Source organism: Streptomyces sp. GbtcB7 (assembly GCF_019091445.1).
Lineage (GTDB): Bacteria > Actinomycetota > Actinomycetes > Streptomycetales > Streptomycetaceae > Streptomyces > Streptomyces mirabilis.
Genome location: NZ_JAGXJM010000068.1, coordinates 17323 through 31814, shown reverse-complemented (window position 1 = coordinate 31814; position 14492 = coordinate 17323). Strand labels below are relative to the sequence as shown.

The 14492-nt window shown below is 72.0% G+C and carries 15 protein-coding genes; 7 read left to right on the top strand and 8 right to left on the bottom strand.

From position 1 onward, the window contains the following. Window positions 1-105: 105 nt before the first annotated feature. On the bottom strand, window positions 106-564 hold the full coding sequence (locus KVT44_RS52885) for a nuclear transport factor 2 family protein (RefSeq protein WP_099919087.1): 459 nt from the start codon (window positions 562-564) through the stop codon (window positions 106-108). 124 nt (window positions 565-688) lie between these two features. Between KVT44_RS52885 and KVT44_RS52880 the strand changes: the two genes are divergently transcribed. After that, window positions 689-1270 carry a TetR/AcrR family transcriptional regulator gene (locus tag KVT44_RS52880; protein ID WP_217576013.1) on the top strand — a complete coding sequence of 194 codons (582 nt, stop codon included), beginning with the start codon at window positions 689-691 and terminating at the stop codon, window positions 1268-1270. Between the two features lie 120 nt (window positions 1271-1390). Here the strand turns inward: KVT44_RS52880 and KVT44_RS52875 are convergent, their stop codons facing one another. Continuing rightward, window positions 1391-1585 carry a ferredoxin gene (locus tag KVT44_RS52875; protein ID WP_054234301.1) on the bottom strand — a complete coding sequence of 65 codons (195 nt, stop codon included), beginning with the start codon at window positions 1583-1585 and terminating at the stop codon, window positions 1391-1393. Window positions 1586-1604: 19 nt separating this feature from the next. Then, window positions 1605-2792 carry a cytochrome P450 gene (locus tag KVT44_RS52870; RefSeq protein ID WP_254651106.1) on the bottom strand — a complete coding sequence of 396 codons (1188 nt, stop codon included), beginning with the start codon at window positions 2790-2792 and terminating at the stop codon, window positions 1605-1607. A 405-nt stretch (window positions 2793-3197) separates the two neighbouring features. Between KVT44_RS52870 and KVT44_RS52865 the strand changes: the two genes are divergently transcribed. Together KVT44_RS52865 and KVT44_RS52860 are read left to right on the top strand one after the other, a co-directional pair. Continuing rightward, window positions 3198-3827, top strand: coding sequence for a LysE family transporter (locus KVT44_RS52865; RefSeq protein ID WP_217576009.1), 630 nt, complete (start codon window positions 3198-3200; stop codon window positions 3825-3827). Window positions 3828-3934: 107 nt separating this feature from the next. Further along, on the top strand, window positions 3935-4378 hold the full coding sequence (locus KVT44_RS52860; RefSeq protein ID WP_099919091.1) for a nitroreductase family deazaflavin-dependent oxidoreductase: 444 nt from the start codon (window positions 3935-3937) through the stop codon (window positions 4376-4378). A 142-nt stretch (window positions 4379-4520) separates the two neighbouring features. Here KVT44_RS52860 and KVT44_RS52855 read toward each other — a convergent pair whose 3' ends face one another. Beyond that, window positions 4521-5507 carry a cation diffusion facilitator family transporter gene (locus KVT44_RS52855; RefSeq protein WP_308314393.1) on the bottom strand — a complete coding sequence of 329 codons (987 nt, stop codon included), beginning with the start codon at window positions 5505-5507 and terminating at the stop codon, window positions 4521-4523. Between the two features lie 111 nt (window positions 5508-5618). Here KVT44_RS52855 and KVT44_RS52850 point away from each other — a divergent pair, with 111 nt between their 5' ends. After that, window positions 5619-5936, top strand: a complete 318-nt coding sequence (locus KVT44_RS52850) for a DUF4235 domain-containing protein (RefSeq protein WP_229889110.1) — start codon at window positions 5619-5621, stop codon at window positions 5934-5936. A gap of 44 nt (window positions 5937-5980) precedes the next feature. On the opposite strand, the gene KVT44_RS52845 is transcribed toward KVT44_RS52850, so the two are convergent. The 3 genes from KVT44_RS52845 to KVT44_RS52835 all read right to left on the bottom strand — a co-directional run bounded on the left by KVT44_RS52845 (window position 5981) and on the right by KVT44_RS52835 (window position 7671). Beyond that, the gene (locus KVT44_RS52845) at window positions 5981-6373 is read right to left on the bottom strand and encodes a VOC family protein (RefSeq protein ID WP_054234255.1); all 393 of its coding nucleotides are present in this window, start codon (window positions 6371-6373) and stop codon (window positions 5981-5983) included. Between the two features lie 72 nt (window positions 6374-6445). Continuing rightward, window positions 6446-6907 (bottom strand): pyridoxamine 5'-phosphate oxidase family protein, encoded by a 462-nt coding sequence (locus KVT44_RS52840; protein ID WP_217576007.1) that lies wholly within the window; start codon window positions 6905-6907, stop codon window positions 6446-6448. Beyond that, window positions 6904-7671, bottom strand: a complete 768-nt coding sequence (locus tag KVT44_RS52835) for a TetR/AcrR family transcriptional regulator (RefSeq protein WP_217576017.1) — start codon at window positions 7669-7671, stop codon at window positions 6904-6906. The genes KVT44_RS52840 and KVT44_RS52835 overlap by 4 nt, the downstream gene beginning before the upstream one ends. Before the next feature lie 201 nt (window positions 7672-7872). Between KVT44_RS52835 and KVT44_RS52830 the strand changes: the two genes are divergently transcribed. Both KVT44_RS52830 and KVT44_RS52825 read left to right on the top strand, forming a co-directional pair. Beyond that, window positions 7873-9366, top strand: coding sequence for an APC family permease (locus KVT44_RS52830; protein WP_217576005.1), 1494 nt, complete (start codon window positions 7873-7875; stop codon window positions 9364-9366). A gap of 12 nt (window positions 9367-9378) precedes the next feature. After that, window positions 9379-11055 carry an amidohydrolase gene (locus tag KVT44_RS52825; RefSeq protein ID WP_217576003.1) on the top strand — a complete coding sequence of 559 codons (1677 nt, stop codon included), beginning with the start codon at window positions 9379-9381 and terminating at the stop codon, window positions 11053-11055. A 62-nt stretch (window positions 11056-11117) separates the two neighbouring features. Here KVT44_RS52825 and KVT44_RS52820 read toward each other — a convergent pair whose 3' ends face one another. Continuing rightward, window positions 11118-12839 carry a fatty acyl-AMP ligase gene (locus KVT44_RS52820; protein WP_217576001.1) on the bottom strand — a complete coding sequence of 574 codons (1722 nt, stop codon included), beginning with the start codon at window positions 12837-12839 and terminating at the stop codon, window positions 11118-11120. 347 nt (window positions 12840-13186) lie between these two features. On the opposite strand from KVT44_RS52820, the gene KVT44_RS52815 reads away from it, so the two are divergent. Further along, window positions 13187-14491 carry a CdaR family transcriptional regulator gene (locus KVT44_RS52815; protein WP_217575999.1) on the top strand — a complete coding sequence of 435 codons (1305 nt, stop codon included), beginning with the start codon at window positions 13187-13189 and terminating at the stop codon, window positions 14489-14491. Window position 14492: the final 1 nt, after the last annotated feature.

Below are 14492 nucleotides of genomic sequence, written 5' to 3'. Positions count from 1 at the left end.
TCCGCGTCGCAGCCGCAGGAGGCAATTCCTCCCCGGCGTGAACGCCGGGGCATCCTCGCCAGAACCAGGTGAAAATGTGGGATCGCCGGTGGACACGCGGGGTGCCTAGTGGACCGGGAAGGTGTCCCCACGTTCGGCTTCCGGGCGCGGGCCGAAGATGCGGCGCTCGTGCTCCTCGATGCGTACGTCGTTGATGCTGGCCTCGCGCCGGGTCATCAGCCCGTGCTCGTCGAACTCCCACAGCTCGTTGCCGTACGACCGCCACCACTGCCCGTCGGCGTCGTGCGCCTCGTACTGGAAGCGGACGGCGATGCGGTTGCCGTCGAAGGCCCACAGGTCCTTGCGCAGGGCGTACTCGTGTTCGCGCGCCCACTTGGCGGTGAGGAGTTCGACGATCTCGGCGCGGCCGGTGACGAAGGTGTCGCGGTTGCGCCAGACCGAGTCCTCGGAGTAGGCGAGGGCGACCTTCTTGGGATCTCGGGTGTTCCAGGCGTCCTCGGCGGCCTGGACCTTCTGGACGGCGGTCTCGCGGGTGAAGGGCGGGAGGGGCGGGCGGTCGTTCATGGGGGTGTCCTTTCAGGTACGCGCGCATCTGGTCCACGCGCATCACATGAGTGGAGAACGTGCGTTCTCTCCCATGACTGCTAACGTAGAGAACGTTGGTTCTCACGTCAAGGAGCAGCCCCGCATGGACAGCACAGCCGCCCGCGAACAGGCCCTCGCCGCCGCCCGGGAACAGGCGTTGGACGCCGCGGAGGAGCTCTTCTACGCCCGTGGCATCCAGACCGTCGGCATGGACGACATCCGCGGTGCCTCGGGGGTCTCCCTCAAGCGGCTCTACCAGCTGTTCCCGGCGAAGGAGCTCCTGGTCGAGGCGTATCTCGAGCGGCGCGACGTGCGCTGGCGGCAGCGGCTGGCCGAGCACGTCGACGGGTACGAGGAGCCCGGGCGGCGGATCCTGGCGGTGTTCGAATGGCTGGGGCAATGGTTCGCCGAGCCCGACTTCCGCGGGTGCGCCTGGATCAACTCCTACGGCGAACTCGGCGCGACCTCACCACGCGTGGTCGCCCAGGTCCGCGGCCACAAGGGAGCGTTCAAGGACTACCTGGGCGAACTCGTGTCAGACTCGGGACTTCCCGGCGCCCTCACCGACCAGCTGTTCCTGCTGGCCGAGGGCGCCATGGTCACCGCGGGCATCACACGAAGCACGGCGCGGGCCGAGCGGGCGCCCGACGCGGCACGGACACCCGTCGGGGCAGAGCGGAGATAGGGCCCCGACGCCCGACGGGGACGGCCGACGCGCGTCGGCCGTCCCCGTCGAGTGGTCTCGGCGTTCGTCGAGTGGTCCTCGGCGTTCGTCGAGTTGTTCCCAGGTCTCGTCGTGTGGTCCTCAGCTCTCGGAGACGGTGATGGCGCCCACCGGGCAGGCCCGCGCGGCCTCCCGGACCAGCGGGTCGCCGCCGCCGTCCTCACGGCCGGGCAACAGCGCGCTGAAGCCGTCGTCGTCCTGGGTGAAGACGTTCGGCGCGGTCAGCGCGCACTGTCCCGCGCCGATGCAGACGTCCTTGTCGATGGCGATCTCGATACTCATGGCCGCCAGCCTCTTACCAGGTCACGGGGAGTTCCAGCATCCCCTGGATCGTGTCTCCCGCTTTGAAGGGGATCTCGTCCGCCGGCACGGCCAGACGCAGTCCGGGCAACCGGTCGAAGAGTGACAGCAGGGCGATCTCCATCTCGGCGCGGGCGAGGTTCTGGCCGAGGCACTGGTGGATGCCGAAGCCGAACGCGACGTGATGACGGGCCGAACGATGCCAGTCCAGAGCGTCCGGCTCGGGGAAGGTGCCCGCGTCACGGTTGATGACGGAGGTCGAGAAGACCACGCCCTCGTCGGCGCGGATCGTCGCCCCGGCCACCTCGATGTCCTCGGTGGCCACCCGCAGCAGCCCGTCGGCGATGGACAGGAAGCGCAGCAGTTCCTCCACGGCGGCGGGCATGAGCGTCGGCTCGGCCCGCAGTTCCGCCAGCTGCTCGGGGTGGTGCAACAGGGTGAACGTACCGAGCGAGATCATGTTCGCGGTCGTCTCGTGCCCGGCGACCAGCAGGATCGTCGCCAGACTGATCAGTTCCTCGCGGTCCACCTTCCCCTCGCGCAGCTGTTCGTGGATGAGTTCGTCGAGGAGCCCGTCCCCCGGGTCCTTCCACTTGCGGTCGATCAGTGCCCCGAAGTAGGCCTCCAACTGGTCGCGCGCGTCCTGGGTGTCCGCGGCGGTTGGGCCGCGCAGCAGTCTGCGGGACTGCTCCTCGAAGAAGTCGTGGTCGGCGTACGGGACGCCGAGCAGCGCGCAGATCACCATCGAGGGCACCGGCAGCGCGAAGGCGCCGACCAGTTCGGTGGGCGGGCCCTGCCGCTCCACGGCGTCCAGCAGCCGGTCGACGGTTTCCTGGATGCGCGGGCGCAGGGCCGCGGTCCGTTTCAGGGTGAAGCTCGGCACGAGCATGCGGCGCTGGGTGTGGTGGGCGGGATCGTCGAGCCCGAGCAGCGCGACCCGCCGGTTGCGGGACTGGGCGAACCGCTCCGTGGGCATCGGGAACGCGGGGCGGGTGCGGTCGGAGGAGAGCCGGGGATCGGTGAGCAGTTCACGGGCGGTGCCGTGCCCGGTGACGACCCACACGTTGCGCCCGTCGAACAGGGAGACGCGCGACAGGGGGTGCGCCTCGCGCAGGGCGTCGTAGGCGGTGGGCGGGTGGTAGGGACACGTACGGTCCTGGGGGAAGGCAACGGGTTCTGTCATGAGTGACCTCGCAAGCGATGGTTCCCTCTTGCCGATCTTCATTAGATGCCCCAGGCACCTATAGGAGCCACGCAAAGTTCGGCCAGATGCCCCGGACGGACCATCTGGCCGATCACCGTCGCCGATCGGGGCGGCCTCCGCGCTCCCACGGGCCTCGGTCGCCGCCCGGGTGCCGTACGTACGGCGCGTGTGTGGCTCGATCCAACCGCTACCTCCACGGTACACACCCGCCTTCGGTGGCTCGGTGACGTCCTCGCGCAATTCGCTTGCACGGGCGGCTCGAGGGCCCCAGGATCTGCCCATGCCCACGATCGAAGCCCTCCTGCCGCCGACCTCCGCCGCCGCTCGTCCGGTGCGGGTCCAGCAGCAGCCCGGCCGTCCGCGGAGGCCCTCGCTTCCCCGGTCGTGACCGCCGCGCTCGTCGCGGGGCTTCTCGCGGGCTATGGCATCGCCATCCCCGTCGGAGCGGTCGCGACCTATCTCGTCTCCCTCACCGCGCGTACGTCCCTGAGAACCGGCGGGTGCGCCGCGCTGGGCGTCGCGACCGCCGACGGGCTGTACGCCCTCGTCGCCGCCCTCGGGGGCGCCGCGCTCGCCGCCGCGCTGCAACCGGTGCTCGTGCCGTTGCGCTGGGCCTCCGGTCTGGTGCTGCTCGCCATGGCCGTACGGGGCGCGGTCGGCGCGGTGCGCCAGTACCGCGAACAGCGGCTCGCGGCGCGGTCCGTACGGGACCCGGTGCGTCCGGCGCGGGCGTACCTGACCCTGCTGGGGATCACCCTCCTCAATCCCACCACCGTGATCTACTTCGCCGCCCTGGTCCTCGGCAGCCGGACGGCCGAGGCGGTGCGCCCCCTGGAGCAGGGGGCGTTCGTGCTCGCCGCGTTCGTGGCGTCCGCGAGCTGGCAACTCCTGCTCGCCGGCGGCGGCGCGCTGCTCGGCCGGGCGCTGACGGGACGACGGGGGCGGCTGGTCACGGCACTCGCGTCGAGTGCCGTGATCGTGGTGCTGGCGGTACGGATGCTCGTCGCACCATGAGGAGTGGAGCTCGCGCACCTGCGGGCCGGGTGCGGATGATTCGCGTCCGTGCTGGTGTTGAATCGTGCCGAGACAGGATCAGCACGAGCGACGATGGGACGGAAGTCATGCCTCTTGAGGGTGAGTACGAACCCAGCCCGACGCAGTGGGTGCGTGACCAGGTGGAGCTGTACGAGGGCTCCGGCGGCACCAAGGGGACCACGCTGCTGGACACGGGACTGCCGGTCATCATTCTCACGACCCGGGGTGCCAAGAGCGGCAAGATCCGCAAGACCCCGCTGATGCGGGTCGAGCACGACGGACGTTACGCGGTGGTCGCCTCGCTGGGCGGCGCCCCCAAGCACCCGGTCTGGTACTTCAACGTGCAGTCCGATCCGCACGTGGAGCTCCAGGACGGCGCCGAGCGCCAGGACATGACAGCGCGTGAGGTCACGGGTGAGGAGAAGGCCCAGTGGTGGGAGCGCGCGGTCGCCGCGTACCCCCCGTACGCCGACTACCAGAAGAAGACGGACCGCGAGATCCCCGTCTTCGTGCTGGAGCCGACGGACTGACCGACCCTCACAGAAGATCCGTCCGACGTCCGGACAGAGATTCCGTCCGACCGACCCGGACTGAGATTCCGTCCGGGCCGGTCGGACTGAGATTCCGTGGAAATCGGCGCGCATGATCCGTCGCGCGCCGGGCACCCGTGCTTCAGGCCCCGCCGCGCTCCCCCGTCGCGGCGGGGCTTTCCGCTGCCACGTTCCCGCGCGCCGCGGCCTGTGCCGCACCCGCGTCGGTGACGTCCAGGAAGATCTGGTCGGCCTCCGGGACGGTGTGGGCGACGGAGCGTTTGATGCGGACGGCGACCTCCTCGACCTCCTCGCTGTCCAGGCCCGGCACGAGGTCGATCCGGGCGGCGACCAGGGTCGAGTCGAGGCCGAGCCGCATGGTGAGCAGCGCCTCCACGCTGTCGATCTCGGGCTGCGCCTCCAGCAGGGCCCGGATCCGACGGCTCGCCTCCTCGTCGGCGGCCCGCCCGATGAGCTGTTCGCGCGCGTCCCGGCCGAGCCAGTAGGCGACGCACACGAGGAGCGCCCCGATGGCGAGGGAGGCGCAGGCCTCCCACACGACCTGGCCGGTGACCATGTGCAGCACCATGCCGGTGATCGCGAACATGACACCGATCACGGCGGTGCCGTCCTCGGCGACCACCGTACGCAGGGCGGGGTCGCGCATCCCGTTCGTGCCGCCGCCCTGCCGGCGCACCTGGTGCAGCGCCCTGAGCAGGGATGCTCCCTCGGCGAGCAGGGCGACTCCCAGGACCGCCAGTCCGGCCACATAGCCGTGGAAGGACTCATCGGCGCCGTTCCTCAGCGCTTCGACGCCCTGGAAGAAGGAGAAGCAGCCGCCCATCACGAAGATGCCGACGGCCGCGAGCAGCGACCAGAAGAACCGTTCCTTGCCGTAGCCGAAGGGGTGTCGGTGGTCGGCTGGGCGGCGGCTGCGGCGCAGCGCGGCGAGGAGGAACACCTCGTTCATGCTGTCGGCGACGGAGTGAGCCGCCTCGGAGAGGAGCGCGGGTGAGCCCGCGAGGAGGCCGCCCACCGCCTTGGCCACGGCGATCAACAGGTTGGCGCCCAGGGCGACCAGCACGGTGAGGCGTGTCCTGGGGTCCGACTTGTTCGGTTTCCGGTTCACCTCGGCCGGTTTCCCCGGGGTACCCGCCTCACACTTCGGCGTACACCCACGCCCTCTACCCCGCGCCCGGATTCGGTGACACCGTCGGCCTCGACCGAGAAGGAGGACCAGGTGTCCAAGAAGGTGTCCAAGAAGCCGAGGAAACTCAAACTCCCCCTCGCCTACAAGCCCCTCGGCTTCGCGCTGGGCTGGGCGAGCGGCGCGCTGGCCGGGATCGCCTTCCGGGCGACCTGGAAGGCGATCCGGCACGAGGAGGACGCGCCCGACGCCCTGGACAAGGACCGCGGCTGGGGCGAGGTGCTGCTCGCCGCGGCCCTTCAGGGCGCCTTGTTCGCGGTGGCGCGCAGCGCCGCGGACCGTACGGGCGCGAGGGCCGTCGAACGCTCGACGGGGGTCTGGCCGTCCCCGGACAAGGGCGGGCGGGACTGAGGACCGGCGACCCGCGCGAGAGCGGCCTGGCGCGGGTCGGGCGGTCAGCCCTGTTTGGGTGTGGTCGACGGCAGGAGGCGCAGGGTGAAGGAGTGTCCTGACGGGTCGGCGTAACCGCGTTCCTCGAACGGGCCGGACGGGTCCTTGGTCTCGATCGGGCGCCCGCCGAGGCCGACGATCCGGCGTTCCGCCTCGTCCAGGTCGGCCACCTGGAAGTCCAGGTGCACCTGGAGGGAGTTCTCGGGACGCGGCCAGCTGGGCGGCGTCGCCATCACGTCGCGGCGGAACGCCATCCGGATGCCGTCGACTCCCCTGATCTCCACACGGTTCGCGGTCGCGTCCGTCTCCTCGGCCTCGATCAGCTCGCTGTAGAAGGCGGCGAGCTTCTCGGGCTCGGCGCAGTCCAGCACCACGACGCCTGCGGTGACCAGTGCCATGTGTCCTCCGTACGGGTTCCGGGCGCGGGCGGCGGCCGCCCGCTGTGTTCCCGGTTACCCCGTAGGACGAGTTCAGTCCGCGACGAGCCACTCCCCGTCGCGCATGAGGTCGCGCCCGGTGAGTTCGTCGGCCTCGCGCCAGGCCTGCACCCGCCGCGGGCTGATTCGGAAGTAGAGGTACGACGTGGTGAGTCCGCGCGGGTCGAAGCCGGTCTTCTCGGCGAAGGCGTCGCCGACTCCGTCCGGCAGCGCGGCGGGTTCCAGCGTCTCGGCGGTTCCCTCGACGAGCACCACGTCGCGGGTCGGGCCGATGCCCAGGCGCACCTTGCCGGTCGCGCGCAGGTTGCGGCCGGTCGGACTGGCGGCCGGGGTGGCGAGCAGCAGGGTCGTGCCGTACCAGAGGAAGGACAGCGGGATCAGGTACGGCGTTTCCCCGGCGCCGTCGGCCGTGGACACCCAGCAGTCGACGTCGTTCTCCAGCCGGTGGAGGGTGTCGTGCTTGCGTTGCTTCGGGGAGCGGGCGGGCGGGTTCATGGGCGGGCGGACTCCTGATCTTCTGCTCGGGCGTGGGAAGGATCGGCGTGACTGGCGCGCTCGGTGACCGCTTCGAGGCAGGCCGCCGCCGCGGTCAGCAGCATGTCCAGCGCCACCGGATAGGCGCTGCGGCGCATGTCCACCAGCAGGTGGCGGGCGGTCGCCGCGATGTGCGGGTGGGTGTCGGCGGGCAGCCGGGCGTACGTCGCCCGCCACACGCCCGCCTCCGCGTCACGCGCGGCGCGCGGAAGCGCCAGGCTCGCCGCGTCGAGGGCGGCGAAGGCCAGGGACTGGTCGACGAAGGCGTGGTAGATGCGCACCGCGTCCGGGTCCGGGAAACCGGCTCGGCGCAGCACGCCGAGGATGGTTTCCACGGCCTCGATCTCGTGGACCCGGCCGGTGACGCGGTAGGAGCTGAGCACCGCGGCCTGCGGATGCGACAGCGCCCCGGCGTGCATCCGCAGACCGAGATCCCGCAGGTCGGCACGCCAGTCCCCGGCGGGGCGCCAGGTGCGCAGGGTGCGGCCGATGAGTTCGTCGGCGATGGCGAGGAGCAGGTCGTCGGTGTCGCGGAAGTACCGGTACAGGGCGGTCGGGTCGGCTCCGAGGGCGAGGCCGAGGCGGCGGACGGTGAGGGCGTCGGCGCCGTGCTCCTTGAGCAGCCGCAGCGCGGTCTCGACGATCAGCTCCTCGGAGAGCACGACTCCGGTCTTGGTGGGGCGCCTGCGCCGCCGGGCGGCGGGCGGAACGACCCGGTCGTGCATGGACGTCATGGACTCTCCCTCCGCTGCCGCGCGGGCTCCGCGCCTCCGCTGCCGCACGGGCTCTGCCTCCGGTGCCGCACGCGCTTCGACCTCCGGTGCGGGCACCTTATGTCAACGGCGTTGACCTGTTAAGGCCTCGGGCAGTTTCATTTCCGGTCATCGGGCCGGAATCAGGCCCCCTGGGTGCGATCGGAGCAGGCCATGACGCAGCAGCACTACGGTGAGGACCCCCCGTCCCTGCGCAAGTCGCTCGGCGTCGTGGACGGCGTCGCCATCGCCGCCTCCAGCACGGCGGCGACCACCAGCATCGGCATCGGGCTGGGCGTGACGGCCGGCGTGGTCGGGCTGCATCTGCCCGCCATCATGCTGCTGGCCTTCCTGCCGATCCTCGGGATCGCGGGCGCCTACAGCCGGCTGAACCGGGTCGAGCCGAACGCGGGCAACGGCTATGTGTGGGTGGGCCGTTCGCTCACCCCCTGGCTCGGCTTCCTCGTCGGCTGGGTGAACATCGTGGCCACGGTGGCGTTCCTCGCGTACACCACGGCCGTGACCGGCTCGGCGATGCTCCAACTGGCCGGAGAGGCCGGGCTGCACACGGTGGCGGGGCTGGCGCTGGACCCGGGTTCCACCGCCCAGACGACCGCGGTGGGCATCGTGGTCCTCGTCGCCGTCACCCTCACCGCGGTCACCGGGGTCAGGACCGCGGCCCGGCTGCAGAGCGGGCTGCTCGTCTTCGAGTACGTCGTGCTGCTGGGGTTCTGCGGCTACGGCATCGTCACCGGTCCGCACCCGTTCCGGCTGAGCTGGTTCGACCCGTTCGCGATTCCCTCGGCGTCGGCTCTGGCGCAGGGGCTGCTGCTGTCGGTGTTCTGCTACTGGGGCTTCGAGGCGGCGTTCACCGTGAACGAGGAGGTGCGCGACCCGCGCGACGCCTCACGGGCCGGGCTCATCACGCTGGTCACCATGCTGGGGCTGTTCCTCCTCGGCTCGATCGCCTTCCAACGCGTGCTGTCCGAGCAGGAGTTGGCCGGGCACGGCGCACAGGGACTGGCGTTCTTCGGTGACCGACTCGCCTCCCAGCCGCTGGCCGCGTTGCCCCTGGTGGCTCTGATGTTCTCGGCCGTCGCCTCGCTGCAGGCCGGGGTGATCCCGACGGCCCGCGGGATGTTCGCCATGAGCCGGGACCGTACGCTCGGACCGGTATGGTCCAAGGTCAGCGCGCGGTACGGGACTCCGGCGACCGGAACGCTGCTGATCGGCGCACTGGCGACGGTGGTCGCCGCCCTCGCCCTGGTGATTCCCCGTCTCGCCGACATGATCATGGCGACGGTGAACGCGGTCGGGATCGTCGTCGCGCTGTCCTACGCGCTCACCGCCCTCGCGGCCGCCGCCCGCTTCCGGGGCCTGCTGCGGGAGGACTGGCGGCAGGGGATATGGGCCGTGGTCCTGCCCTCCTTGAGCGCGGCGGCCCTGCTCGCGCTCGGCGGCTATCTCGCCTGGTCCTTCTACACCTCCACCGACCACTTCGAAGTCAGCGCGGACAACGGCTGGTTCCTGCTGCTCACCCCCGCCCTGATGATCGCCTCCGGTTTCCTGGCCGCCGCGTGGGCGAAGTGGGTCCGTAAGTCCCCCTACTTCCGTACGGGACATGGCACCGACGCCGACGCGCCCCAACTGCTGGCCACATCCAACTAAGGAAAGATGCACATGCACGCCGATCTCCTCTTCACCGGCGGCCCGGTCCTCACGCCCGAGGGCCCCGAGAGCCACGAGGGTCCCGGGGGTCCCAGGCGCCCCGAAGGCCGCGGCGCGACAGCCGTCGCCGTCACCGGCGACCGGATCACCGCCGTCGGAAACTCCGAGGTCCACGACCTGATCGGCCCGAAGACGGAGGTGGTCGACCTGGCGGGACGGCTGCTCCTGCCGGGCTTCCAGGACGCCCACGTCCACCCGGTCCCGGCGGGGCTGGAGCTCAGTCAGTGCGACCTCACGGGGGCGAAGACCGCCGAGGAGACCCTCGCCGCCGTACGGGCCTACGCAGACGCGCACCCGGAACGGGAGTGGATCACGGGCGGCGGCTGGTCCATGGAGGCCTTCGCGGGCGGTACGCCGACCAAGGAGCTGCTGGACGCGGTCGTACCGGACCGGCCGGTGTACCTGCCGAACCGGGATCACCACGGCGCCTGGGTCAACAGCCGCGCCCTCGAGCTCGCGGGCGTCACCCGGGACACGCCCGACCCGGCCGACGGGCGCTTCGAGCGGGACGCCTCGGGCGAGCCGAACGGGATGCTCCAGGAAGGGGCCATGCACTACGTCGGCCGGCACACTCCCCGGGCCACCGCCGCGGACCGGCTCGCCGCGCTGCTGCGTGCCCAGCGGGAGCTGCACGCGCTCGGCATCACCGCCTGGCAGGACGCGCTGGTCGGCGCGTTCGTGGGGATGGAGGACCCGTCGGACGCCTATCTGACGGCCGCCCGCGACGGTTCGCTGACCGCACGTGTCGTCGGCGCGCTGTGGTGGGACCGGGAGCGTGGGGCCGAGCAGATACCCGAACTCGTCGAGCGGCGGGCCGCGTTGAGCCACGGCCGGTTCCGCGCCGACAGCGTCAAACTGATGCTGGACGGGGTCGCCGAGAACGGTACGGCCGCGCTGCTCGACCCCTATCTGGACCGGTGCGGCTGCGCCACCGCGAATCGAGGGAAGAGCTTCATCGATCCGGCTCGACTTCCGTCATATGTCACCGAGTTGGACGCGCTCGGCTTCCAGTGCCACTTCCACGCGCTGGGCGACCGGGCCGTACGCGACGCCCTGGACGCCGTGGAGGCGGCGCGGAGGGCCAACGGGCGAAGCGACACGCGTCCGCACCTCGCCCATCTCCAGGTGGTGCATCCCGACGACGTACCCCGCTTCGCGCGTCTCGGTGCCACGGCCAACATCCAGCCCCTGTGGGCGGCGCACGAACCGCAGATGGACGAGCTGACCCTGCCCTTCCTCGGGCCCGAACGCGCCTCCTGGCAGTACCCGTTCGGAGCGCTGCTGCGTTCCGGGGCGAGGCTCGCCGCGGGCAGCGACTGGCCGGTCAGCAGCGCCGACCCGCTTCAGGGCATCCACGTCGCGGTCAACCGGGTGGCCCCGGACGGGACCGGGCCGGTGTTCCTGCCGGCCGAGCGCATCGACCTGACGGCCGCCCTCATGGCGTACACGGCGGGCTCGGCGTACGCCAACCACCTCGACGACACCGGGAGCGTACGGGCCGGGGCGCTGGCCGATCTCGTGGTGCTGGACCGCGACCCGTACGCCGGTCCGCCGGAGGAGATCGCGTCCACGAAGGTCGCCCTGACCTATGTGGGGGGTGAGCGCGTCCACACGGCGTCGGGGGCCTGACTCCCCTTGCGGCCGTACGAGTGCGGTGAGGCCTCCGGGCGGCACGCCGTACGCGGGGGGGCTCACCAGGGATCGAACCCGCCATCGAGGAAGCGGGCCCGGCAGGCCGCGCGGGCCACCTTGCCGCTGCTGGTGCGGGGCACGGAGCCGGGCGGGACCAGCAGCAGTGCGGCGAGCCGCAGTCCGTGGCGGGCGGAGACCGCGGCGCGTACGTCGCGTTCCCTCGCGCGGGTCTCTTCCTCGGTGGGGTCGATCTCGCGGCGGTGCTCGGCGACCACGACGAGTTCCTCGCCCGTGTCGTCGGCGCGGGTCACGCCGAAGGCGGCCAGCCGGTCCCGGCGGACGAGGTCCACGGCGCTCTGGACGGTCTCCTCGATGTCCTGGGGGTAGTGGTTGCGTCCGTCCACGATGATCACGTCCTTGAGGCGGCCGGTGACCAGCAACCGTCCGTCGAGCAGAGCGCCGTAGTCGCCCGTGCGCAGCCAACCCCCGGGGTCGCGCAAAGTCCGATCGGCCCGCTTCCAGTAGCCGCGCCCGATGTTGGGTCCGCGCAGCTCGATCTCGCCGACCCGCCCCTGAGGCAGCGCGGCGCCCTCGGCGTCGACGATCCGCACCTCCTGGCCGACGGGCGCGCCGCAGGACACGAGCACGGCCGCCGCGCCCGCCCGGTCCTGTGCGCTCTCGATCCGCCCCTCGGCGAGCGCGCCCGCGTCGCACGCCACCGTCGTGGGCTCCGCCGTGGGCGCGTCCGCCGTCACGAACACGGTGGCCTCGGCGAGTCCGTACGCGGGACAGTGCGCCGCCGGGTCGAGGCCCGCGGGTGCGAAGGCGGCACGGAAGCGGTCGATGGTGCCCGGCCGCACCGGCTCGCTGCCGTTGATCAGGGCGCGTACGCGGTCGAGGCGCAGCTCGTCGGCCACGGCGGGGTCGGTGCGGGCCACGCAGTAGTCGTACGCGAAGTTGGGGGCGGCGCTGATCGTGCCGTCGTACGCGCCCAGCAGGCGCAGCCAGCGCGCGGGGTTCTCCAGGAACGCCGCCGGGTCCATGAGGACGGAGGGGAAGCCGCCGAGGACGGGCGCGGCCACGCTGAGGACCAGGCCCATGTCGTGGAAGAGGGGCAGCCAGCCGACGGTCGTGGTGGCGCCGGGATCGTCGAGGTCGCCCGCGAAGGCGTCGATGGCCTGGCGGGCGTTGGCGACGACGTTGGCGTGGCTGATCATCACACCGACGGGGTCCCGGGTGGAGCCCGAGGTGTACTGGAGATAGGCGATGTCGTCGGGGACCGGCGCGGACTCGACCTCGTCGAAGGCGAAGCGCTGGAGGGGGAGCCGGTCGACGGGGACGACCGGTACGGCGGGCAGCGCGTGATCCAGGACAAAGGCGTCGACCGCGGTGACGGTGGCCGAGTCGGTGAGCAGGCAGCCGGGTTCGCAGTCGGCGAGGACGGCCGCCAGTGCGCCCGCGTGACCGGGGAGCCGGGGGCTGAAGAGCGGTACGGCGATCACGCGTGCGTAGAGGCAGCCGAGGAAGGCCGCCACGTAGTCGAGTCCTTGGGGCATGAGCAGGGCGGCCCGGTCGCCGGGCGCGGCGAGGGTCACCATCCGGTCGGCGACGGCGCGGGCGCGGGCGTCCAGGGCCCGCCAGCCGAGGGTGCGGTGCTGTCCCGGGGACGCCGTGTCGGGGAAGTCGACGTGGCTGAAGGCGCGTTGCTGCGGGCGGTGGCGGGCCCAGTACCGCAGGTGCTCCGTCAGTGGTGCGTCGGCGGACGGCCGGGCGGGGGTCATGGGATGGCTCCAACTCGTGGGGGCGGTGGGGCTGTTGCCCGGCGGGGTGGGCAAACAAGGGGGACGGGCCCAGCGTCCGACGAGGGGTGCCGGTCGGGTTAGACGACGTGTTGACAGTTCGTCACCCGGCTTCTGTCAGTCGGCTGACAAAGACCGGGCCTCGATTCGGCGCCCGGGGCCAATCCACGGGGGCTCCGGGCCGTCGACCGTCCGTGCCGTCGGGTCCCCGTTGTCACCGAGTGACAATCCACACACCCACGTCTGTCCGCCGTTGACGGGGCACGGCTCGTTACTTGCCGGTATCGTCTCCGAGCCCCCGACCGCGCCCGCAGAAGGGAGCCGCAGCGATGACCGGATTCCACACCTCGGAGAGCGAGGACGCGGGCCGCGGAGCGGTCGAGGCGACAGACTCCGTGACGGACGCGACGGGCGCGGTGGCCGCCCAGGAGACGGGCGACGAGCCCAACGGCCCCTTCAAGGCGATCCCTTCGGGCCTGCACCACCATCTCCGGCCGTTCTTCTCCGACATCAGGGAAGAGGTCGTACGGGCGATCAAGACCGAGATCCCGGAGTACGCGCGCCCGACGGACGACACGTACATGCAGGTGGTGCAGCGGGGTGTCGAGCACGCCCTGCAGGGGTTCCTGGAGCGGATGGCGCAGCCGGACACCGACTGGGAGCCGGTGAAGGAGACCTACCGGCGCATCGGGCGGGGCGAGGCGGACGAGGGGCGCAGTCTCGACTCGTTCCAGTCCGCGCTGCGGCTCGGCGCGCGGGTGACGTGGCGTCGGATCAACGCGCTGGTCGACGCCGAACTGCTGCCGCGCAATGTGCTGGCCGCCTTCGGCGAGGCGCTGTTCCTGCATCTGGACGAGATGGCGGCCGCGACGACCGCGGGCTACACGGAGGCACGGCTGCACCGGGCGGGCGAGTTGCAGCAGCGGCGGGCCCGGCTCCTCGATCTGCTCACCGCCGATCCACCGGCGTCGGCCGAGGCGATCAGCGAGCTCGCGCACACCGCGGGGTGGCCGGTGCCGAGGGCGCTGGCGGTGGTCGCGATCGACCGTGGGCCGCGGCCCACGGCGGCGGCCCGGCCCATCGTGCCGCCGGAGTTCCTCGCCCGGTTCGACGTCCGGCCGGCCGTCCTCGTCGTGCCCGATCCGGAGGGGCCGGGGCGGGCACGGGCGGTCTCCGGGGCGCTGCACGGGTTGCGTACGGCGATGGGGCCCACCGTGGCGCTGCACGAGGGCGCCCGGTCGCTGCGCTGGGCGGCCGAGGCGCTGGAGTTGGTACGGCGGGGCATCCTGCCCGACACGGAGATGGTGCGCTGCCAGGAGCACCTGGCCACGCTCCTGCTCTTCCGGGACGAGGCGTTGGTGGACGCGATGGCCGAACGCCGGCTGAGCCCGCTGGAGCGGATGCGCTCGCCGCAGCGGGAGCGGCTCGCCGAGACGCTGCTGACCTGGCTGCAGAGCGGCCACAACGCGAGTGAGGTGGCGGCGCGGCTCGCCGTGCACCCGCAGACGGTGCGCTATCGGATGCGGCAGCTGGACGAGCTGTTCGGCGAGCGGCTCCACGATCCGACGGCCCAGTTCGAGATGCAGCTCGCGCTGCGGGCGCTGACGCTGCGGCGGGCCGCCGGGGCCCGGTGAC